This window comes from Herbaspirillum sp. Her3, assembly GCF_057961275.1.
This window is the reverse complement of record NZ_CM176328.1, coordinates 5382290-5403695: the sequence shown is the minus strand read 5'-3', so window position 1 is coordinate 5403695 and position 21406 is coordinate 5382290. Positions and strand designations below refer to the sequence as shown.

The window sequence follows — 21406 nt, the reverse complement described above, 5'->3', positions numbered from 1 at the left end:
AGATGACCATCCCGGTTTTCCCAAGGGGAGCCGCTATGGCTTCCTGCTATTTCAATAAAAGGAGCGAGTTATGGATGATGTGGTCATTGTCGCAGCACAGAGAACGGCGATCGGCAAATTCGGCGGAGCCTTGTCGAAGATTGCAGCGGCCGATCTGGGTGCGCAAGTCATCAAGGCCTTGCTGGCCAAGACCGGCATCAAGCCCGAAGCGATCAGCGAAGTCATCCTGGGTCAGGTGCTGACGGCTGGCGTCGGCCAGAACCCGGCGCGCCAGGCGGTCATCAAGTCCGGCCTGCCCGACATGGTGCCGGCCTTCGTGGTCGGCAAGGTCTGCGGTAGCGGCCTGAAGGCTGTGCAACTGGCCGCCCAGGCCATCCGTTGCGGCGACGCCCAGATCGTCATCGCCGGCGGCCAGGAAAACATGAGCGCCTCGCCCCACGTCCTGAACAACTCGCGCGACGGCTTCCGCATGGGCGATGCCAAGCTGACCGATACCATGATCGTCGACGGCCTGTGGGACGTCTACAACCAGTACCACATGGGCATCACCGCCGAGAACGTGGCCAAGAAGTTCGAGATCAGCCGCGAAGAGCAGGACGCCTTCGCTGCCGCGTCGCAGAACAAGGCCGAAGCCGCCCAGAAGGCCGGCAAGTTCAAGGATGAAATCGTGCCCATCGAGATCAAGGGCAAGAAGGAAACCGTGGTCTTCGACACCGACGAATTCGTCAAGCATGGCGTGACCGCCGAAGCGCTGGCGAGCCTGCGTCCGGCCTTTGACAAGGCGGGTACGGTGACGGCCGGCAACGCTTCGGGCATCAATGATGGCGCCGCTGCAGTGGTGGTCACCTCGGCCAAGCTGGCCGCTGAACTGGGCCTGCCGGTGCTGGCGAGGATCAAGGCTTACTCTTCGGCCGGCCTGGACCCCAGCATCATGGGCATGGGCCCGGTGCCGGCTTCCCAGCTGACCCTGAAGAAGGCCGGCTGGACTCCGCAGGACCTGGACCTGATGGAAATCAACGAAGCCTTTGCCGCGCAAGCCATTGCGGTGAACAAACAGATGGGCTGGGACACCAGCAAGATCAACGTCAACGGCGGTGCCATCGCCCTGGGCCACCCCATCGGTGCCTCGGGCTGCCGCGTGCTGGTGACGCTGCTGCACGAGATGGTGCGCCGTGATGCCAAGAAGGGTTTGGCCAGCCTGTGTATCGGTGGCGGCATGGGTGTGGCGCTGGCTGTGGAGCGTTGAGCCTGTTTTAGCGATTGTTGCAATGAAGAAACGCCGGCTTGCGAGCCGGCGTTTTTCTTTGTGGCAAGAGTAGGGCTGGGTGGCTCAGCTTCCTTTTGTTGTCGATGCTGCGGGATCGAAATTGCGGATCGTGATGTCCTTGCGTCCCGATGGCAGAGGCTGATTCGCCTGATCCAGCCATTGCCATTGGATATCTTTTGGAGAAATATCCAAGCCCCGATCACGCGGGTCAGGGAAAGGTTGTCCTTCTTCGACGTAGGCCTGGCGCGTCCATAGGTTGAAGACTTTGGCCAAGGGATGGGTCGGATCAATGCGCCCGTGCCAGATACCGGTAGCGGGAGCCGGGAGCAAGCCGGTGGAGTGCAGTTCGCGCGAGGGCGCGGGGATCTCGCGCAGCACGCCTTGCGGCACTCGCCAGTCGGGGACATGTCGAGCAGCTGGCGCTTTGGGCACAGGTGTGCCGAGATAGTGGAAACGAAGAACGCCGGACTCTTTGGTGATGTCGTCGGGAGGGGTGAAGGATTCGCCCTTCTCGTAGTGCATGGGTACCTGCGCGGCATTCCATGCGACTTGTCGGGGTGTGAAGGGTTTGGCCAATTGGGCGAGCCAAAAGCCGCTGATGACGGCATCGGTGTGCGGATGCTGGACCAGATGACCCCCTTGTGGCTCGTCAGGGAGGACGAGGCCGTCGGGGATGTGAGCACGGCCCTTGCGCAGCGAGGCGGGGGAGGGCTTGATGTCATCCAGCGAGGCTGTTTTGACGGGCTTGGCCCCATCGATCAGGGTTTGCTTGTCGCCATCCCAGTAGGGAAGGGTGGCGGGGGGAAGGGGGAGAACCTTGTCCAGGTTGGGCAGGCGGAGGTCGGGGTTGAGGTGGAGCATGTGGCCGACGGCCATGTAACGCTCGGCCCGATCTTGGTCGACGTGCTGTCCGGTTAGTTCTGTATGGGTTAAAAAGCTGGCGGCCAGATAGTTCGCGCTGGCCTCACTTCCGAATTTGACTCCATTGTGCAATATATGTAGCGCGTCTTTGTAATCACCATTGACGTTCAAGCTGACACCCAAATTCATGCTGGCTTCTGCGTTCTCCTGCGCGTAACTACAACGAAGCATTCGAAGAGCGGTGCGTTTATTACCCCAAAACGAGCCACTTGCATCATCGTATGTCGCATTGAGTTTGTCACCCAGATACGCTTGAGCTTCTGCATCTCCCATTTTTGCGGCGAGAGCCCAGAACGCATAGGCGCGTGTGGCGTTCTGTTGAACGCCTGTGCCGTTCATGTGGTATCGCCCCATTAGTTCGTAAGCCCTAGGGATTCCCATTTTCATCGCTTCTTCGATGAGGACGACCGCTTGTTCGGTATCTCGACGAACTCCCGTGCCCTCCAAGTAGAGACTGGCTAAGTTCAACATCGCCTTCCAGTGATTTTTTTGTGCTGCCTTTTTCCATAAAGCAGCTGCTTTCTCGTAGTCTCTATCGTCCGGCCACAAGTCGTTACTGGTAACGGCCATGCCCTCCCGGAACCAATTCTCAGTCTGCTCATCTGGTACGGGCTCAACATCTTTTTCATATTTGCAGGCAAACTCTTCTGAGTGAGGGTCGAAGGCTGTCAATGACATATTGCGATTAAGTTCATTCATGGAACACGCTGTTGAGAAGATAGCGATCAGAGAGAGTAAAGAGCTTCTTAGGTAGGGTGAGATTGCGGCACTGAGGCCATGAGGACGAGTAATCATGGGTTGTTCTCAGGCGAGGCGGATATTAGAAGTTCTCTTGTCCTCGAAAGGCATCAAGAAACCCGCTGGAGATTTCTGCTCGTTTCTCTTTGCTTTGTTATCAGTTAGCAGGCGCTTCCATAAAATGAATGTGTTTCCGATAGAGTTAATACTTCCATCGCCGCCATCACATTGTTCTGAATTTCCTGAGTGCATAGAAAACACCTCCTTACGCAATTTCTCGCTCAACAGCGGATCATCACACCCGATATTGATCTCAGCATCCACCGCCATGCTGCGCAGATTGAGATTGGCGCTACCCAGCGTAAAGAAGGCATCGTCGATGATCATCAATTTGCTGTGGATGTAGATCTCCCGATATTTCTCCTCCTTGCTATCCCCGGCATGATCGTAAGTCCACAGGCTGGCCACGAGCGTTTTGATGCCGAGCGAATCGAGTTCCTCGGCAATGTCTGCGTTGCTTCTGGGATTGGTGTTGGGAGCAAGCGGCTTGGGCTTACTTGTCAGTGTTGGTGGAGCGCCGTTGTTCCTTTCCTTGAGCTCGTACGTTTCCAATTCCTTGCGCTGTTCCTGAAGAGCCAGTTCTCTTTCGATCTCCTTGTCCTGATTGGGCATCGAAGTGCCATGTCCAAGTGCCTTGACGGTCTCATGCGTGGCCGGCACCATCTGTTTTCTTTCTGGAGTCGGGATGACGATGAAGACATGCAGGTCGGGAAGTTTCTTCATTGGCTGACTGCGCAGACGGACCATCAGACTGGTGCTCTGCTGCAGTTCTTCATAAGTGGGCGGCGGCGGGATATCGGGCGGGGGGCAGTTCGCAGGTCCCAGCACGTGATGGTTGGCGGCCTGCTGGCGCCATTCCCCGGAGGTACCATGCTCGATCATGCTGGCATTCCAGCGGCTGAAGCTGCCCCCGCCGCTGACCTCCGTGCTTTCGCGCGACCGGATGCTGATTCTGGGCGCCTGCAGGATGATCTCTTCGCTGGCCTCCAGCAGAATGCGTCGCGCCGCTGAGAGGTCGATGTGTTCTTCGTGGGCTTGCAACCTGATACTGCCTTTGCCGCTGATCAGCTTCATGTGCCTGGCTGCAAAGGCGGCAAACATCTCGCCAGCCCGCATCAGGAGCCTGCGCCCCGTGCTGACCTGGAGATTGGCCTGGCTTACCATGTCGATGTGATGCGTCGCGCCCAGCACCATAGTGTCCTGGCTCGTGATACTTACACCCGCAGGTGCGTCAACGGCGACCATGGGTGTTTCGGTGCGCATTGTGCCGGTGGCGGCATCGCCAGAATCCCAGGCCTGCAGTTGCATCCGGATCCGTTCCAGTAGCGCCAGATCAGTCGCTTCCGCATGATGCCGGGCGGCGTCCTGACTCAGGCGCTGTGCCAGCTCTTGCAGGCTGTGCAGCGTTTCCAGCAGGGCCGCACGCTCCAGCATGCGGCCACGTCCGCGGTCCTGACGCTGAGCCGTGATCAGGACCCCCTTGCCACCGCGCAGCACGCCATGGCCATCGGTCCGTGCTTCCAGTCCCTCGCCCCGATCAGTGCCTTGCCCATCATGGCGGGGTTCGGTCAGGTACCCCAGGTTGATCTGGCTGTGCTGGTGCTCGCTGGCCAATTGCGTGCTGATCTGGCCAGGGGTGTCATCCAGACGCAACTGGTTGTAGCGCACGCCGTCAATCTCTTTCGTTTTGATGCCGGAGAGAAAGCGATTGCCGGGCAAGCCACCGCCGTGGCTGAAACGGGCGGGAAGGTTCATGCCGTTGTGCAGGACGCCGGACACGAACATCTTGTCGGGATCGCCACCGAGAAAATCGATCAGCACTTCCATGCCGACCCGCGGTACGACATCGTGGCCATAGCCCGCCCCGGCCCAGGCGCTAGATACGCGCACGAATGCGCTGTCCTGGTCGTGGCCGCTGGTGCCGGCCCCTTGGGCGTGCTCATGATCTTCCGCATGCAGGCCCTGCAGTTGTACCTTGATGCGGCCCAGTTCATCGCAGTACACCTCCTCATGCGCCGGTCCCACGACCAGTGCCGTGATCGGATGGACCATCGGCAGATGCAGCCGGGGATCGTAGTGCGGTGTCAGCGGCGCGTTGCGGCGTCGGCAGGTGAGCTGGTTGCGGTAGCGCATGTCCGCGGTGTCCTGCACGACGTTCTCCCGCGTCGATACAGGCAGCAGTCGCCCGATGGCTTCCTGGAGCGCCTTGGGGAAATTGTTCTCGGCCTGCTGGTGCAGCGAGGTCACGACGAACTCGCGCCGGGTAGCATCTTGTCCGCGCAGGTCAGGATGGCCTTCCAGCACGAACCAGTGCCCCACGGCCAGGTCGCGCACCGTGCCGCTGCCCTCGAAGGACTCGCTGCGGCCCTCGTGCGCCAGCATGCGGGCATCGGTCAGGCGCAAGTGATCGTCCAGACCATCGGCAGCGTGGGGTGCCTCGATCAGGCCATCTTCCAGGATGCGTGCCAGTTCATGTCCCGCCTCGCCCTGGTCCAGCATGCCCTGGCTGGTGGCGACCCCCATGCGCACCGCCTTGTAATCCCAGCTGCCGCGCCATACGCTACCCGGCACCAGGCGGCGCTGGCGGTTCCAGGTGCTGATGGCATCGCGTTCTTCGGTGGCGCCGTTGCGGTGATAGCGCACCGTGTCGGCAGCAGCCCGGGGCAGCCGTGCCGCAGAATCGCAAAATACCAGCCTGTGCACCGGGGTATCGGTCGCCGTGCCAGATGTGTCATGAGCAGGCTGGGGGCTGGCGATATACCAGAGGATGCCTTCGCGCCGACACAGGCGTCTGATGAAGTGCGCATCCGATTCGTTGAACTGGTGACAGAGTTCGCGCACCGGATAGCGGATGTCCTCCAGTGCGTCAAGATCGAAGTCGAAGGCCATCGCCAGGGCAGGGCTGCGCTGGCGCCATTCGCTCAACAGCACTTCAAGGATGCGGGGCACGTTCAACTGGCGGAAGATGCGGGTATTGACGCGTCCTTCCATGATCGCCAGCGCATCCTGCAGCGTGAGCTGATAGATCCGTAGTGCACCGTCGGCCTGGCAGGCGCGGGCATCGGTAATGATCCCGTTGGTGTGATGCAGGTGGCCACGGTCGGTCACCATTTCGATGCCCAAGGGCTGTCCCAGCAGGGCCTGCAGGGGCAGCTCCGGGTCGCTCGACACGCAGGTCAGCTGCGCTTGCAGTCCCTCCAGCCAGGCTTCTCTCAGGTCCACGCCCTGGACCAGCAGCAGTTGTTTGAATCGCGTTTCCTGTGGGCGCCACCGTAGCCGGAGGGGTCGGAATTTCTGCGAGAGAACGGCGCTGGCGAAAGCAGCGGTGATGCGCTGGAAGTGATCTGTCATGGCGGCGGGAAGGACAGCGGCGAAACGCGCTTGCAAAAACTGCCCAGCATAGTGACGCCGGCCGACCCTGTTCGGGATCGGCCAAAGAAAGGGAGTGAATCCCGATTTTCTTGAGCAAATGATTCAAAAAATATCGATAATTGGCGGATACCGACCCATCCTCACCTCGACATGGACACCACCCGCATCGACAAATGGTGCTGGGCCGCGCGCTTCTTCAAGACGCGTTCGCAGGCCACCGAAGCCGTGGAGCGCGGCCGCATCAAGCTCAACGGCGAACGCACCAAGCCCGCCCACAACGTCAAGACCGGCGACCGCCTGGACGTCGACAATGGCGCCACCGAATGGGAAGTGCTGGTCACCGGCATCGCCGACAAACGCGGTTCGGCCGCCATCGCCGCCACGCTCTACCAGGAAACCGCCGGGAGCATCGCCCGCCGCGCCGCCCAGGCCGAGCGCCATCGCCTCTTCCGCGAACCCTCGGCCGAGATCAAGGGACGCCCGACCAAGCGCGACCGCCGCCTGCTCGACCGTTCCTCCTCCTGAGTTCGCGGCACGCCACCGCAGCGCAGGCTCGTTGTAAGATGAGGACCGGTTTTGCAGGCCTGTCTTTACTCCCACGGTGATGCGAAGGTGCAGATGACTCAGGTGGTTTCTTCCGAATCGATGCAGCCGGTACCGGTACCGGTGGCGCGGCCGCTGCGCAAGGAGTGCCCGCCCGGCGCTTGCGACTGCCAGCGTGAAGCGCTGCTGGCGTGCCTGCACGCGCCCGAGGCGCGCGTGCTCTGGCTCACCCGCGAAGAAGAAAAACGCCTGATCGAACGCATCACCCGCATCACCACCTATGACGAGTTGCTGCACGTGGGCAGCCTGATGCGCAAGAACCTCGGCATCCACCTGCACATCAGCCCTGGTCCCAACGAAGTGCGCACCGTACGCGGTCTGCAGATCCACCTGGCCGAGCAACCCGGGCTGTGTCGCAAGACCCGCGACACCATCCCGGCCGCCATCCGCAAGTGCCTGGAAAACAATCCCACCATCGTCTACGCCCTGCTCGATGCCCATGACCTGTTGGGCCTCGCGACCCCTCCAGCCGGCGGCTGAAACCCTTGCCTGCCGGCAAAATCCGACCCCTCACACGATTCCGATTTTTTGTTTGACTTTTGCGGCGCGATGAATAATAGTACGATCGTTCGAATTAATTCGATGTGAAGATAAATTCATGTCGGATCAGCAAGGGCGCAAGACAGCGGACCCAGAGCCGCGCCCATCGAACCGGTTCCTTCCCGTCGCCGCCCGCGGTGGATATCAAAGAGATAACGATGACAGAGACAAGCAAGGTGACCACCGCGCCCGCCCGGCCCAAGTTCCTGCGCAAGGGCGAGCAGACCCGCGCCGCCATCCTGGACGTGGCGCTGGAGCTGGCCAGCCGTGACGGCCTGGAAGGGCTCACCATTGGCCTGCTGGCAGAAAAGATGAAGATGAGCAAGTCCGGCGTCTTCGCCCATTTCGGCTCGCGCGAGGATTTGCAGATCGAGGTCGTGCGCCTGTACCACAACCGCTTCGAGCAGGACGTGTTCTATCCGTCCATCAAGGAGCCGCGCGGCCTGCCGCGCCTGGAAGGCATGTTCGCGCGCTGGATCAAGCAGGTCACGGTGGAAATTGCCCTGGGCTGCATCTACATCAGCGGCGCAGTGGAATATGACGACCGCCCAGGTGCCATCCGCGATCACCTGGTGGCCATGGTCCAGGCCTGGCGCGATGCGCTGGAGCGCTGCATCCGGCAGGCCATGGAAGCCGGCCATCTGCGTACCGACATCGAGGTCAGCCAGATGGTCTACGAAATGTACGGCCTGATCCTGGCCCTGCATCACGATGCGCGCTTCCTGCATATCCCCGGCAGCGTCGAGCGCGCCGAGGCGAGCTTCCGCCGGTTGATCGACAGCTACCGCCCGCAAGGCAGCGACAGCGCCAGCGCGGCTAACCCCAAGAATTCCAAATCGGCAGCCAGGAAGGCCGCCTAAACCTGTCCGGAGACATTCATGCCCCAATACAACGCCCCCTTGCGCGACATGCAATTCGTGCTGCACGAGCTGCTCAATGTCGAGGAAGTGTTCAAGGAACTGCCGCCGCATGCCGACACCAACCGCGAATTGGCGGACCAGGTGCTGGAAGAAGGCGGCAAGTTCGCCTCGCAGGTCCTGTTCCCGCTGAACCATTCGGGTGACCGCGAGGGCTGCCACTACGACCGCGAGAGCAAGGCCGTCACCACGCCCAAGGGTTTCAAGCAAGCCTACAAGCAATACGTGGAAGCCGGCTGGGCGGCCTTGTCCTGTGATCCGGAATTCGGCGGCCAGGGCCTGCCGCTGACGATCAACAACTCCTTCTACGAGATGCTGAACTCGTCCAACCAGGCCTGGACCATGTATCCCGGCCTGTCGCATGGCGCCTATGAGTGCCTGCACGCGCACGGTTCGGAAGAACAGAAGCAGCTCTACCTGCCCAAGCTGGTCTCGGGCGAATGGACCGGCACCATGTGCCTGACCGAAGCGCATTGCGGCACCGACCTGGGCCTGTTGCGCAGCAAGGCCGAGCCGCAGGCTGATGGTTCCTACAAGATCACCGGCAACAAGATTTTCATCTCCGCCGGAGAAAACGACGTTTCTGACAATATCGTTCATCTGGTGCTGGCCCGTTTGCCCGATGCGCCGGAAGGTTCGAAAGGCATTTCACTTTTCCTGGTTCCCAAGTTTTTGCCCAATGCCGACGGCTCGCTGGGCGCGCGCAACCCGATCTTCTGCGGCGCCATCGAAGAAAAGATGGGCATCCACGGCAATGCCACCTGCCAGATGAACCTGGACGGCGCCACCGGCTGGCTGATCGGCCAGCCGCACAAGGGCTTGCAGGCCATGTTCGTGTTCATGAACGCAGCGCGCCTGGGCGTGGGCATGCAAGGCCTGGGCCTGACCGAAGTGGCCTACCAGAACGCCCTGGTCTACGCCAAGGACCGCCTGCAGATGCGCAGCCTGTCCGGCATCAAGGCCGCCGACAAGCCGGCTGATCCGATCATCGTGCACCCCGACGTGCGCCGCATGCTGCTGACCGCCAAGGCGTTTGCCGAAGGTGGCCGTGCCTTCACGTCCTATGTCGCGCTGGAGCTGGACAAGGAACTGAGCCACCCGGACGAACAGGTGCGCAAGGACGCCGCCGACATCGTGGCCCTGCTGACGCCGGTGGTGAAGGCCTTCCTGACCGACAACGCCTGGATGGCCACGTCCGAGTGCCTGCAGGTCTACGGCGGCCACGGCTACATCGCCGAATGGGGCATGGAGCAATACGTACGCGATGCCCGCATCAACATGATCTACGAAGGCACCAACACCATCCAGTCGCTGGACTTGCTGGGCCGCAAGATCCTGATGGACAACGGCGCCAAGCTCAAGAAATTCGGTGCGCAGATCCAGGCCTTCGTGGAAGAGCATGGTACCGATGAGTCCATGTCCGAATTCATCACCCCGCTGGCCGACATCGGCGACAAGGTGACCAAGCTGACCATGGAAATCGGCATGAAGTCCTTCGCCAACCAGGATGAAGCCGGTGCCGCCGCCGTGCCTTACCTGCGTGTGGTGGGCCATCTGGTGTTCTCCTACCTGTTCGCCCGCATGGCCAAGATCGCGCTGGAGAAGCAGGACAGTGGCGACAGCTTCTACACCGCCAAGCTGGCCACGGCACGCTTCTACTTCGCGCGCCTGCTGCCGGAAACCGCGATGCTGATCCGCCAGGCCCGTTCGGGCGCCGGCAACCTGATGGCGCTGGACGCAGCGTTGTTCTGAGCGCAATAGCACGCCGCGCGCGGGCTGCCGGCCTGCACGCGGCGTTGATCTACCGCAATTGGGCCCGGCATGGCGTCACGCCTGCGTCACTGCGGCGAGGCATCCTGTGGGCAGCCGCCATGCAGCCAATCGGCAAACAGGCGTACAGTAGCCGTTCGCTCCCAGCGATAGGCAGCTTGCCAGGCCCCGAATTCATGTTTCATGTCTGCAGCACCAGCAAAGGAGATTTGCGTGTCCAATTTCATCGTCAAAAAAGTGGCCGTGCTCGGCGCGGGCGTCATGGGGGCGCAGATCGCCGCCCATTGCATCAATGCCCGCGTGCCGGTCGTGCTGTTCGACCTGCCGGCCAAGGAAGGCCCGAAGAACGGCATCGTGCAACGCGCCATCGAGAACCTGAAGAAGCTGAGCCCGGCACCGCTGGGCAACAAGGATGACGCGGCCCTGATCCAGGTCGCCAACTACGAAGATGACCTGGCCGTGCTGGAAGGCTGCGACCTCATCATCGAAGCCATCGCCGAGCGCATGGACTGGAAGCACGACCTCTACAAGAAGGTCGCCCCGCACATCGGCCCCAAGGCCATCTTCGCCTCCAATACCTCGGGCCTGTCGATCAATGCGCTCTCCGAAGGTTTCGATGCAGGCCTGAAGGCGCGCTTCTGCGGCGTGCACTTCTTCAATCCGCCGCGCTACATGCACCTGGTCGAACTGATCCCGACCCGCTCGACCGAACCGCACATCCTCGATCAGCTCGAAGCCTTCCTCACCACCACGCTCGGCAAGGGCGTGGTACGTGCCTTCGATACCCCCAACTTCGTGGCCAACCGCGTGGGCGTGTTCGGCATCCTGGCCACCATCATCGAAGCCGACAAGTATGGCCTCTCGGTCGATGTGGTCGATGACCTGACCGGCGCCAAGCTGGGCCGCGCCAAGTCCGGTACCTTCCGTACCGCCGACGTGGTGGGCCTGGACACCATGGGCCACGTCATCCGTACCATGCAGGACAACCTGAAGGATGATCCCTTCTTCTCCACCTATGCCACCCCGCCGCTCTTGGCCAAGCTGGTCGAGCAAGGCGCGCTGGGCCAGAAGAGCGGCGCCGGCTACTACAAGAAGGTGGGCAAGGACATCCTGCGCATCGACGCGGCCAAGGGCGACTACGTGCCGGGCGGCGGCAAGGCCGATGACATCATCGCTCGCATCCTCAAGGAAAAGGATCCGGTCAAGCGCATGAAGGCGCTGCATGATTCGACCAATCCGCAAGGCCAGTTCTTGTGGGCCATCTTCCGCGATGCCTTCCACTACATCGCCGTGCATCTGGAATCGGTGGCCGACAACGCACGCGACCTCGACTTCGCCATGCGCTGGGGCTTCGGCTGGAGCGTCGGTCCCTTCGAGACCTGGCAGGCGGCCGGCTGGAAGCAGATCGCGCAATGGGTCAAGGAAGACATCGATGCGGGTCGTGCGCTGTCCAATGCACCGCTGCCTGATTGGGTCTTCGATGGCCGTGACGGCGTGCATTCGGAGAAGGGTTCCTGGTCGCCCTCGAAGAAGGCCGACGTGGCCCGTTCCGACCTGCCGGTCTACCAGCGCCAGGCCTTCCGCGCCCCGCTGGTGGGCGAGGGCGCGGCCGATGGCAAGAGCGCCGGCACTACCTTCTTCGAAGACGAATCGGTACGCATCTGGCACCAGAACGACGACGTGCTGATTCTGTCCTTCAAGACCAAGATGCACGTGATTGGCCAGGGCGTCATCGACGGCATGAACAAGGCCGTCACCGAAGCCGAGCAGAATTTCAAGGGCCTGGTGATCTGGCATCCGGATGCGGCCGAGGGCGGCGCCTTCTCGGCCGGTGCCGACCTGCAGTCGATGCTGCCGCTGTTCATGTCCGGTGGCGTCAAGGCCATCGAACCGGTGGTGCACCAGCTGCAGCAAGCACACCAGCGCCTGAAGTACGCCAGCGTGCCGGTGATCGCGGCCGTCGCCGGCCTGGCCCTGGGTGGCGGTTGCGAACTGCTGCTGCATGCGGCCAAGCGCGTGGTCTCCATCGAGTCTTACATCGGCCTGGTGGAAGTGGGCGTGGGCCTGATCCCTGCCGGCGGCGGCCTCAAGGAAGCCGCCGTGCGCGCCGCCAGGGAAGCCAAGGGCAACGACATCCTGCAATTCCTGAAGGAATACATGCTGGCCGCAGCCACTGCCAATGTGTCGAAGTCCGCACTGGAAGCGCGCAAGCTGGGTTACCTGCGCGAGGACGACGTGATCGTCTTCAACCCCTATGAATTGCTGCACGTGGCCAAGGTCGAGGCGCGTGCGCTGTTCGACGCCGGCTACCGTCCGCAGCTGCCGCCGCAGGTGCCGGTGATCGGCCGCAACGGCCTGGCCACCATCATGGCGCAGTTGGTCAACATGCGCGATGGCGGTTTCATCTCGGCCCACGACTTCAAGCTGGGCAAGATGATCGCCGAGACCGTCGCCGGTGGCGAGGTGGAAGAGGGCAGCATCGTCAATGAACAATGGCTGCTCGACATCGAGCGCAAGTTCTTCATGGAGCTGCTCAACCACCCCAAGACCCAGGAACGCATCATGGGCATGATGCAAACCGGCAAGCCTGTGCGCAATTAATGAAACCTCTCTCCCCGGACGGGGAGGGAGAGTCCAAGGAGATTTGGTAATGAGCAAACAACTGCAAGACGCCTACATCGTCGCCGCCACCCGCACCCCCATCGGCAAGGCGCCGCGTGGCATGTTCAAGAACACCCGCCCGGATGACCTGCTGGTGCGTGCCATCCAGTCCGCCGTGGCACAGGTGCCGGGCCTGGATCCCAAGCTGATCGAGGATGCCATCGTCGGCTGCTCCTTCCCCGAAGGCGCGCAGGGCCTCAACATGGCGCGCAATGCCGTGCTGCTGGCGGGCCTGCCCAATACCATCGGCGGCGTCACCATCAATCGCTACTGCGCCTCCGGCATCACCGCCATCGCCATGGCCGCCGACCGCATCCGAGTGGGCGAAGCCGATGTCATGATCGCGGCTGGTGCCGAATCGATGTCGATGGTGCCGATGATGGGCTTCCATCCCTCCATCAACATCAATGCCTTCAAGGATGAGAACGTTGGCATGGCCTACGGCATGGGCCTGACCGCCGAGAAGGTGGCACAGCAGTGGAAGGTCTCGCGCGAAGCCCAGGACGAATTCTCGCTGGCCTCGCACCAGAAGGCCATCGCGGCCCAGCAGGCCGGTGAATTTGCTGACGAGATGACCTCGGTCGAGATCGTCGAGCGCTTCCCCAACCTGGCCACCGGCGAGATCGACATCAAGACCCGCACTGTCGCTTTGGACGAAGGCCCGCGCGCCGATTCCAACCTGGCCGCGCTGGCCAAGCTCAAGCCGGTCTTCGCCGCCAAGGGCAGCGTCACTGCGGGCAACAGCTCGCAGACGTCCGATGGCGCAGGTGCGCTGATCATTGTCTCGGAAAAAATCCTCAAGCAATTCAACCTGACCCCGCTGGCGCGCTTCGTCTCCTTCGCCGTGCGCGGCGTGCCACCGGAGATCATGGGCATCGGTCCGAAGGAAGCGATTCCTGCGGCACTGAAGGCCGGTGGCCTGACCCAGGACCAGATCGACTGGATCGAACTGAACGAAGCCTTCGCCGCACAAGCGCTGGCGGTCATCGGCGATCTCGGCCTGGACCCGAGCAAGGTCAACCCCATGGGCGGCGCGATTGCCCTGGGCCACCCGCTGGGCGCCACCGGTGCCATCCGTGTGGCCACCACCATCCATGCCCTGCGCCGCAAGAACCTGAAGTACGGCATGGTGACCATGTGCGTGGGCACCGGCATGGGCGCAGCGGGCATCTTCGAGCGCGTCTGATCCGCGCGCGAGCGTTTGGACAAAAAAGCCGCACTGCTTATGCCGTGCGGCTTTTTTAATAAATCATATAAATTATTTATAAATTTCAAGGAGACCGGTGCAGATGGATATCCAACTGAGCAAGGCCGATGGCATCCTGACCATCCACTTCGACCGCGAAGACAAGAAGAACGCCATCACCGCTGCGATGTACCAGCAGTTGGCCGATGCCCTGAAGGAAGCCGAGACCGACAGCGCGGTGCGGGTCATCCTCTTCACCGGCAAGCCGAAGGCCTTCTCGGCGGGCAACGATCTGGAAGACTTCCTGAAGAATCCGCCCAAGACCCAGGACGCGCCGGTATTCCAGTTCCTGTGGCAGATCAGCCATGCCGCCAAGCCCATCGTGGCGGCGGTCTCGGGCGTGGCCGTGGGCATCGGCACCACGTTGCTGTTGCATTGCGACCTGGTGTATGCGGCCGACAATGCCAGATTCTCGATGCCCTTCACGCAACTGGGTTTGTGCCCGGAGGCGGCGTCTTCCCTGCTGTTGCCGCACATCGCCGGTTACCAGCGCGCCGCCGAGAAGCTCTTGCTGGGCGAAGCCTTCGGCGCAGACGAAGCCTGCCAGATGGGCGTGGTCAACCGTGTGTTGCCGCTGGAGGAATTGCTGCCCTATGCGCAGCAGCAGGCGGCCAGGCTGGCGGCGCTGCCGGCAGCGTCGATCCGGGTGACCAAGCAGTTGATGAAGAAAAACCGAGTGACGGCGACCGAGCAGCAGATGGTGGCCGAGATCGAGCACTTCTCGCGCATGCTGACCGCGCCCGAGGCAAAGGAGGCATTCACGGCGTTCTTTGAGAAGCGCAAGCCGGATTTCAGGCAGTTTGGCTGAGCGAGTGTGACGGCGGATTCCATCCACCGTCATCTCCAGCTGCAGTTGCCCGAAGCAATCACCCCCACCGGCTCCGCCCGCTGTTCATACGGATGTCGCAGCACGATGCGGCTGGCGAATTTCTCGATGCCGATCTCATCAGCCAGCATGCGCTCCATCAGTTCCTGAAACATCCCGACCGTAGGCGTGATGATCTTGAGCAGGTAATCATAACCGCCGCTGACGTTGTAGCATTCGACGATTTCCGCATACCTGGCCGCGCCCTGTTCGAACTTGCGAAAGTCCGCAGGGCGGTGGCTGCCGAGCGTGATTTCGGAAAACACCACGACGTGGCTGCCCAGCTTGTCCAGCGCAACCCGGGCCGCATAGCCGGCGATGATGCCGACTTCTTCCATGCGCTTGGTACGGGTCAGGCACGGACTGGGGCTGAGATTGACGGCTTCGGCCAGCTCCACGTTCGAACAGCGACCCTCGCGCTGCAAGTGCTCGAGGATCTTGATGTCGGTGCGGTCGAGAGGGTCGGTAGGTCGCATGGATCGATCATAGCACCGCATCGCGTCCTCAACGGCCGCTGACGGCCACCCTGGCTTCGGTCAGCGACTGGTCCAGCGCATCGATGACCATGCCGGCCTGCTCTGCTGTGAGGACCAGCGGCGGACGAATCTTCAGCACGTTGTGACCCATCGCGCAGGCACTCAGCAGTACGCCCTTCTGACGCATCCGGTTGACCACCTCGCTGGTGAGCGCGCGATCAGGGGTGCGCTTTTCCCGGTCCGAGACCAGTTCCACGCCCACGAACATGCCGGCGCCACGTACGTCGCCAATGGCCTCGTGACGTTTGGCCAGGGCGCTGATGCCGTCCAGAAGTACCGAGCCCACATGGCGGGCATGCGGGATCAGCTCCTCGCGCTCGATGGTCTTGAGCACTGCCAGGGCCGCCGCGCACGACACCGTATTGCCGCCAAAGGTATTGAAGTAGCGCGAGCGCTGGCCGAACTCCTGCAACACGTCGGCCGTGGCCAGCAGGCCCGCGACCGGCTGGCCATTGCCCATCGGCTTGCCCATGGTCACGACGTCGGGCGTGACACCATGACGCTGGAAGCCCCACATGTGCTCGCCCGTGCGGCCAAATCCGGGCTGTACCTCGTCGGCAATGAAGAGCCCGCCAGCCTGCTTGACCGCTTCCACCGCACCCTGCAGGAAGCCGGCAGGGCCGGGCAGGATGCCATCGCTGGTGAAGAGTGAATCCACGATCAGTGCAGCCGGCTGGATGCCGTGCCGTTGCAGGTCGGCGATGGCGGCTTGCACGTCGCGGGTGAAGCGTTCGCCGAGGTCTTCTCCCTGCGCGTGATAGGCCCGTGGTGCCGGCACCAGGCGCACGTGCGGACCGAGGTTCACGGTAGTGCCCAGCGATGGCGAGAATTGCGAGACCGCATCCGTGATGCCGTGGTAAGCGGTCTCGGTGACGATGATGCCGGTGCCGCCAGTGCGCACCTTGGCGATGCGATAGGCGAGGTCGTTGGCCTCGCTGCCGGTGCAGGTGAGCATCAGGTGGGCCAGTGCGGCGCCGGACACGGTGGCCAGCAGGCGCTCGGCCAGTTCCAGGATGGTGTCGTGCAGGTAGCGGGTATTGGTGGCCAGCGTCTGCACCTGCTGGCAGATCGCCTCGGTCACGGCGGGATGGCAGTGGCCCAGCGAGGTCACGTTGTTGTAGACGTCCAGATAGCGCCGTCCCTCCGGATCGATCAGCCACACGCCTTCGCCGCGCACGATATGCAGCGGATGTTCGTACATCAGGCGATAGGCCGGTCCCAGCAGGGCATTGCGGCGTTCGATCAGGGCCCCGGTCACCGGACCGACGTCGGCCCGGCCGGGGATATAGGCGTTGACCATGTTCAGGTCGGTGGTGGTCATGCGATGCTCCTGTGTCGGATGTCGGAAAGCAGGCGGTCGCGCGCGTCCTGGCGCGGCATGTCGGCCAGCTGGCCGAGCGCCTCCCAGGCGGCCGGGTTGTGCCGCATGATGTAGGCGCGGTTATGGGGATAGCGCACGACGCGCCATTCCGTGATGAGCGCGGTCACCAGCTGGCGCGTGACCATCAGGTCGGTGACGATGTCCTGTTCGAGCGGGGTCAGCGGCAAGACATCGTGATAAGCCGCCACGAACTGCCTCGGTCCTTCGAAGGGATCGGTGTTGCCGGTCATGTGAAAGGCCGCTGCCGTGGCGACTTCGCCCACCAGCGGTGCGTGTACCATGTCGCCAAAATCGATGATGCCGGCGATCTGTTCCAGCGCGTCGGGTCGCACCAGTACGTTGTAGAGGTGATAGTCATTGTGGATCACCTGTGCGCGCACCTGCGCCAGGCGCGGCAACACCTGCTGCTCGAAGCGCGCCATGAAGTGCTGCGCCAGCTGGCGCTGCGCCGGATCGGACAGGCTCTCCATCTTGTCGCGCAACCGGTGTGCGGTGGCGACGTTCCACAGCAGATCATGACGCGCACCGGGATGATCGAAGCCGCACAAGGCTAGGTCCAGCCTGGCCAGGCTGCTGCCCATGGCGCGCCGCTGGCCGGGTGTGCGGTCGGTATGCTTGATCTGGATGCCCTCAAGATAAGTCAGCATGCGTACCATGCTCACGCTGCCATCCGGCAGGCGCACCCGATCGGTGTCGTGTCCGTCCAGCGTACGCAACACACGCGGGATCGGCAGATCCGGCGCTGCCTGCGCGATGTGATCCAGGGCCGCGACCTGGAAATCCACCATCGACGCCTGCTCGGAAGGGTTGCTGATCTTGAGCACGTAGCGGGTACCGTCAGCGGTATCGATGCAGGCGTTCTGGTCTCGCTCCCCGGCCAGTGCAGAGGCCGCACCTTTGATCCCGTAGCGCTCTGCTGCCAGTGTTTCCAGCGCGGCCGGGGAAAGATCAGGCGCCGCCGTATCCAGGGCGGCGGTGTCGCTCGACGCGGTGGCAGGCATCATGCATTCCGGCTTCGTGGTTGCGAAGGCATTCATCAAAGGCCCACCAGGCCGGCCAGCTGTCGGAAATCCGTCAGCCGGCTCACGCCATAGCCCTCGCAGTACGGTTCGTGGTTGCGATCGATGAAGGCTTTGCCCATGAAACCGAGATCGGCCGCCGTCATATGGTCATAGCGGAAGCTCGACGAGCAATGCACCATCTCTTCAGGACCGCAGCCGAGCTGGTCGAACATGTATTCGAAGGCCTGTGCCCGCGGTTTGTAGGCCTGCGCTTCCTCGGCGGTATAGACCGCGTGGAAAGGTGCTTTCAGATGTGCCACGCTGTGCGGGATCAGATCGATCATGGAGTTCGAGAGGATCACCAGCGGGATCTGCGGGGCAATCTTTTCCAGGGTTTCCACCACATGCGGATGCGGTTGCCAGGTCGCAACGGCGGCATACAGTGCCTGCGCGTCACTGGCGCGATATTCCACGCCGTGCGCGTGACAGGCACGCTGGAGGGAGTTTTCGACGACATCGAAGAAAGGCTTCCAGGCACCCAGGACTTCATCGAGACGATAGAAGCGGAAGCTTTCCAGGAAGGCCGGCATGCGCTTTTCATCAACGCGATCGGCGAAGAGCTTGCGGGCGGTCGGGCCCATCTCAAAGTTGATGAGGGTGCCGTAACAATCGAAACTGATGAACTTGGGCTTGAAAATCATTTGGTCGAACTCCTTCGTTGGTGATGAAAGAAGTATGGCTGCCTGCCCCCAACAATTGATGCTTATCGACGCGTTATCGGAGCAGCTTCTACTTTTCAGCGAAGGGTTTCCGGCATTTTGCACGGCGGCCCGGTGCCGATGCCGGATCGATGGGGGCGTCAGCAGAACGTCAGCAATGGCACGTCCGGAAGCGCATGAGGAGCATTAATGCAGGCTTAATGGTGAGTTCAATGAGCATTAATCTTCATTCATGGAGCGGACGCCATAATCGATGCGAATCCGTAGCGCCCCATTCCTGCTGGATGACGCGGCCGCTGACTGTCTCATGGAGCCCGTGATGCAAATGAAGTCGTATTGGCTGGATACGTCCCCTGTCTTCGTCACTCAGGCCGACAGCCTGCCCGAGGGTGGCTGCGACGTCGTGGTGGTCGGTGGCGGCATCACCGGCTCGGCCGCAGCGCTGGCCCTGGCGCACAAGGGGGCCAGGGTGGTGGTATGCGAGGCCGACATCGTGGGCGGTGCCGCATCGGGGCGCAATGGCGGCATGTGCAACAACGGCTTCGCCCAGGATTACGCCGCGCTGTCACAGCAGCTCGGGACCGAGCGGGCCAACCTTCTTTACCGCGCCTTCGATGCCGGGGTCGATACAGTGGAACGGCTGGTGCGGGAAGAGGCCATCGATTGCCACTTCGCGCGCGTGGGCAAGCTCAAGCTGGCGGCCAAGCCGGAGCATGCCGACAAGCTGGCACGCAGCCAGGAACTGCTGGCCAGGAACGTCGACCCCGATACGCGCCTGCTGAGCAGGACGCAGCTGCGCGATGAGCTGGGTAGCGACCGCTACTACGGTGGCCTGCTGATGCAAAAGAGCGCCGGCATGCATGTCGGCCGCTATGTGCGCGGCTTGGCCCAGGCCGCCCAGCGGCGCGGTGCCGTCTATCTCGAACGCACGCCCGTATTGGGGTTGCAGGCCCAGGGCCGCGGATATGAGGTGCGCACTCCGGCCGGTGTGCTGCACGCGCGGCAGGTATTGCTGGCCAGCGGGATTTCACAGGTCGGTCCGTTCGGCTGGATCCGCCGCCGCATCATCCCGGTCGGCGCCTTCCTGATCGTTACCGAACCCTTGCCCGCTGCCTTGCTGGCACAGTTGCTGCCGACGCAGCGCATGTACACCGACACCAAGAACTTCGTCAATTACTTCCGGACCACGCCGGACAATCGCCTGCTGTTCGGCGGGCGCGCCCGCTTTGCCGTCTCCAGTCCGCAATCGGATGCCAGGAGCGGGGAGATCCTGCGCGCCCAGATGCTGGCCGTCTTTCCGGAGCTGGCGCGGGTGCGCATCGATTATTGCTGGGGCGGCATGGTCGACATGACGCGCGACCGCCTGCCACGGGCAGGCCAGCGCGACGGGCTGTATTACGCCATGGGCTACAGCGGCCACGGTACGCACATGGCCACCCTGATGGGGACCATGATGGCTGACATCATGGAAGGCCGCGCCGACCTCAATCCCTGGAAGGACTTCGACTGGCCGGCCATCCCGGGCCATTTCGGCAGGCCCTGGTTCCTGCCCGTGGTCGGCACCTGGTATCGGCTCAAGGACTGGTTGCAATGACGCTGGCCGGGCGCATGGCTACCCGGTCACGCCCCGCCCGTTTGGCCTCGTAGAGTGCCGCATCGGCAAGGCCCATCAGGTTTTCCAGATCAGGCGCAGCCGCACCGTAGAGGCTGACGCCCACGCTGAGGCTCACGGCCTCCGGGGTAGGAAAAGCCTTGCGCGCCACGTGAGCAAAGGCTTGCCGCAACCGGTCTCCTGTCTGCTCCACCTCTTGTGCGTGTACATCCTGCAACAGGATCACGAATTCATCCCCACCCAGGCGGGCCGCCAGGGTATCGGCAGGCAAGACCTCGCGCAGCAAGTCGCTGAAGGCTTCCAGCAACTTGTCGCCGGCCGCATGGCCGTGCAGGTCGTTGACCTGCTTGAAGTTGTCGATATCGATCAGCAGCAGTGCCCCGGGATGCGCTTCGCTGGCCTGCGCCAGCAGCGCCGGCGCCCGGTCCTGCAGAGCGCGCCGGTTCAGCAGCCCCGTCAATGGATCGCGCGCGGCCAGTTGTCCGATGCGTTCTTCGCGGCGATGACGCTCGGTGCCGGTCATCGACAGCGCGATCAGCATCACCGCCATCGATCCCTCCACCAGCGAGATCTGGATGAGGGTGCCGCCAAACGCCGCCAGGTCGACGAAGGCGCCCAGCGCCAGTGCCGATATCGCCTTGGCCATATAGAAGGCCCCATGCACCAGCAACACATAGCGCAACTGCACGGCGCCTACACTCAGCGAGGCGCCGTGCGGACGCAGCAGGCTGCTGGCACGCAAGGTGAGGGCGGCGATCATCAGCGACTGCAGGCCCAGCATCACGCGCGACCACCAGGCGTGGGTGGGCAGCAGCAACATCAGCAGCCACAGCAGCGCAATGATCCACCAGGCACGCGATACGCGGGTGCGCGTGAACCACGCCACGCCTGCCAGAAAGCACCCATGCGCGGCGATCAGCAAGCCATTGGCAAACCAGATGCCGACCAGCAGATAGCCGCGCGAGCGCAGCAGCGCCAGGAAGGAGCCGATGGTGATGATGGCGAAACCGCTGCTCCACAGCAACAGCGAGCGTTCCCGCACGCTGATCCACTCGATGGCCAGGTAGAGTGCGGCCGACGCCGCCAGCGCGATGGTGAGGATGAGCAGAGTGGAAGGATCGAGAGCCATGACAGGAGCAGCGCCAATTTGCCGCGCAGTAAAAACCGCTCCCATTCTAGCCCGCATCGCCCCGGGCG

Annotated in this window: 16 protein-coding genes; 9 read left to right on the top strand and 7 right to left on the bottom strand. The window is 62.6% G+C overall.

What is annotated here, in order from left to right; genetic code table 11:
* The first annotated feature begins 70 nt into the window (after positions 1-70).
* On the top strand, positions 71-1246 hold the full coding sequence (locus ACVC5H_RS24550) for an acetyl-CoA C-acetyltransferase (RefSeq protein ID WP_489620315.1): 1176 nt from the start codon (positions 71-73) through the stop codon (positions 1244-1246).
* A gap of 84 nt (positions 1247-1330) precedes the next feature.
* On the opposite strand, the gene ACVC5H_RS24545 is transcribed toward ACVC5H_RS24550, so the two are convergent.
* Both ACVC5H_RS24545 and ACVC5H_RS24540 read right to left on the bottom strand, forming a co-directional pair.
* Positions 1331-2887, bottom strand: a complete 1557-nt coding sequence (locus tag ACVC5H_RS24545; protein WP_489620314.1) for an SEL1-like repeat protein — start codon at positions 2885-2887, stop codon at positions 1331-1333.
* A gap of 105 nt (positions 2888-2992) precedes the next feature.
* Positions 2993-6337: a type VI secretion system Vgr family protein gene (locus ACVC5H_RS24540; protein ID WP_489620313.1), complete on the bottom strand. Its 3345-nt coding sequence runs from the start codon at positions 6335-6337 to the stop codon at positions 2993-2995.
* Between the two features lie 171 nt (positions 6338-6508).
* Here ACVC5H_RS24540 and ACVC5H_RS24535 point away from each other — a divergent pair, with 171 nt between their 5' ends.
* The 7 genes from ACVC5H_RS24535 to ACVC5H_RS24505 all read left to right on the top strand — a co-directional run bounded on the left by ACVC5H_RS24535 (position 6509) and on the right by ACVC5H_RS24505 (position 14903).
* Positions 6509-6883, top strand: coding sequence for an RNA-binding S4 domain-containing protein (locus tag ACVC5H_RS24535; protein ID WP_489620312.1), 375 nt, complete (start codon positions 6509-6511; stop codon positions 6881-6883).
* 93 nt (positions 6884-6976) lie between these two features.
* Positions 6977-7441 carry a hypothetical protein gene (locus ACVC5H_RS24530; RefSeq protein ID WP_489620311.1) on the top strand — a complete coding sequence of 155 codons (465 nt, stop codon included), beginning with the start codon at positions 6977-6979 and terminating at the stop codon, positions 7439-7441.
* Between the two features lie 218 nt (positions 7442-7659).
* Positions 7660-8361, top strand: a complete 702-nt coding sequence (locus ACVC5H_RS24525) for a TetR/AcrR family transcriptional regulator (RefSeq protein ID WP_489620310.1) — start codon at positions 7660-7662, stop codon at positions 8359-8361.
* 18 nt (positions 8362-8379) lie between these two features.
* The gene (locus tag ACVC5H_RS24520) at positions 8380-10170 is read left to right on the top strand and encodes an acyl-CoA dehydrogenase C-terminal domain-containing protein (protein ID WP_489620309.1); all 1791 of its coding nucleotides are present in this window, start codon (positions 8380-8382) and stop codon (positions 10168-10170) included.
* A 231-nt stretch (positions 10171-10401) separates the two neighbouring features.
* On the top strand, positions 10402-12789 hold the full coding sequence (locus ACVC5H_RS24515) for a 3-hydroxyacyl-CoA dehydrogenase/enoyl-CoA hydratase family protein (RefSeq protein ID WP_489620308.1): 2388 nt from the start codon (positions 10402-10404) through the stop codon (positions 12787-12789).
* 49 nt (positions 12790-12838) lie between these two features.
* Positions 12839-14035, top strand: coding sequence for an acetyl-CoA C-acyltransferase (locus tag ACVC5H_RS24510; RefSeq protein ID WP_489620307.1), 1197 nt, complete (start codon positions 12839-12841; stop codon positions 14033-14035).
* A gap of 103 nt (positions 14036-14138) precedes the next feature.
* On the top strand, positions 14139-14903 hold the full coding sequence (locus tag ACVC5H_RS24505) for an enoyl-CoA hydratase (RefSeq protein ID WP_489620306.1): 765 nt from the start codon (positions 14139-14141) through the stop codon (positions 14901-14903).
* A gap of 29 nt (positions 14904-14932) precedes the next feature.
* On the opposite strand, the gene ACVC5H_RS24500 is transcribed toward ACVC5H_RS24505, so the two are convergent.
* Genes ACVC5H_RS24500 through ACVC5H_RS24485 form a run of 4 tightly spaced genes read right to left on the bottom strand, consistent with a single transcriptional unit; the run spans position 14933 to position 18579 of the window.
* Entirely contained in the window at positions 14933-15436 is a 504-nt protein-coding gene (locus ACVC5H_RS24500; protein WP_489620305.1) for an Lrp/AsnC family transcriptional regulator, read from the bottom strand.
* Positions 15437-15464: 28 nt separating this feature from the next.
* Positions 15465-16817: an aspartate aminotransferase family protein gene (locus tag ACVC5H_RS24495; RefSeq protein ID WP_489620304.1), complete on the bottom strand. Its 1353-nt coding sequence runs from the start codon at positions 16815-16817 to the stop codon at positions 15465-15467.
* Complete coding sequence (locus ACVC5H_RS24490) at positions 16814-17881, bottom strand: phosphotransferase (protein WP_489620303.1); 1068 nt, start codon at positions 17879-17881, stop codon at positions 16814-16816. Before ACVC5H_RS24490 ends, ACVC5H_RS24495 begins: the two co-directional genes overlap by 4 nt.
* Positions 17882-17913: 32 nt before the next feature.
* Positions 17914-18579: a haloacid dehalogenase type II gene (locus ACVC5H_RS24485; protein WP_489620302.1), complete on the bottom strand. Its 666-nt coding sequence runs from the start codon at positions 18577-18579 to the stop codon at positions 17914-17916.
* Positions 18580-18916: 337 nt separating this feature from the next.
* On the opposite strand from ACVC5H_RS24485, the gene ACVC5H_RS24480 reads away from it, so the two are divergent.
* The gene (locus ACVC5H_RS24480; RefSeq protein WP_489620301.1) at positions 18917-20191 is read left to right on the top strand and encodes an NAD(P)/FAD-dependent oxidoreductase; all 1275 of its coding nucleotides are present in this window, start codon (positions 18917-18919) and stop codon (positions 20189-20191) included.
* Here ACVC5H_RS24480 and ACVC5H_RS24475 read toward each other — a convergent pair.
* Positions 20172-21338, bottom strand: coding sequence for a GGDEF domain-containing protein (locus ACVC5H_RS24475; RefSeq protein ID WP_489620300.1), 1167 nt, complete (start codon positions 21336-21338; stop codon positions 20172-20174). The two genes, ACVC5H_RS24480 and ACVC5H_RS24475, sit on opposite strands and share 20 nt — an antisense overlap.
* Positions 21339-21406: the final 68 nt, after the last annotated feature.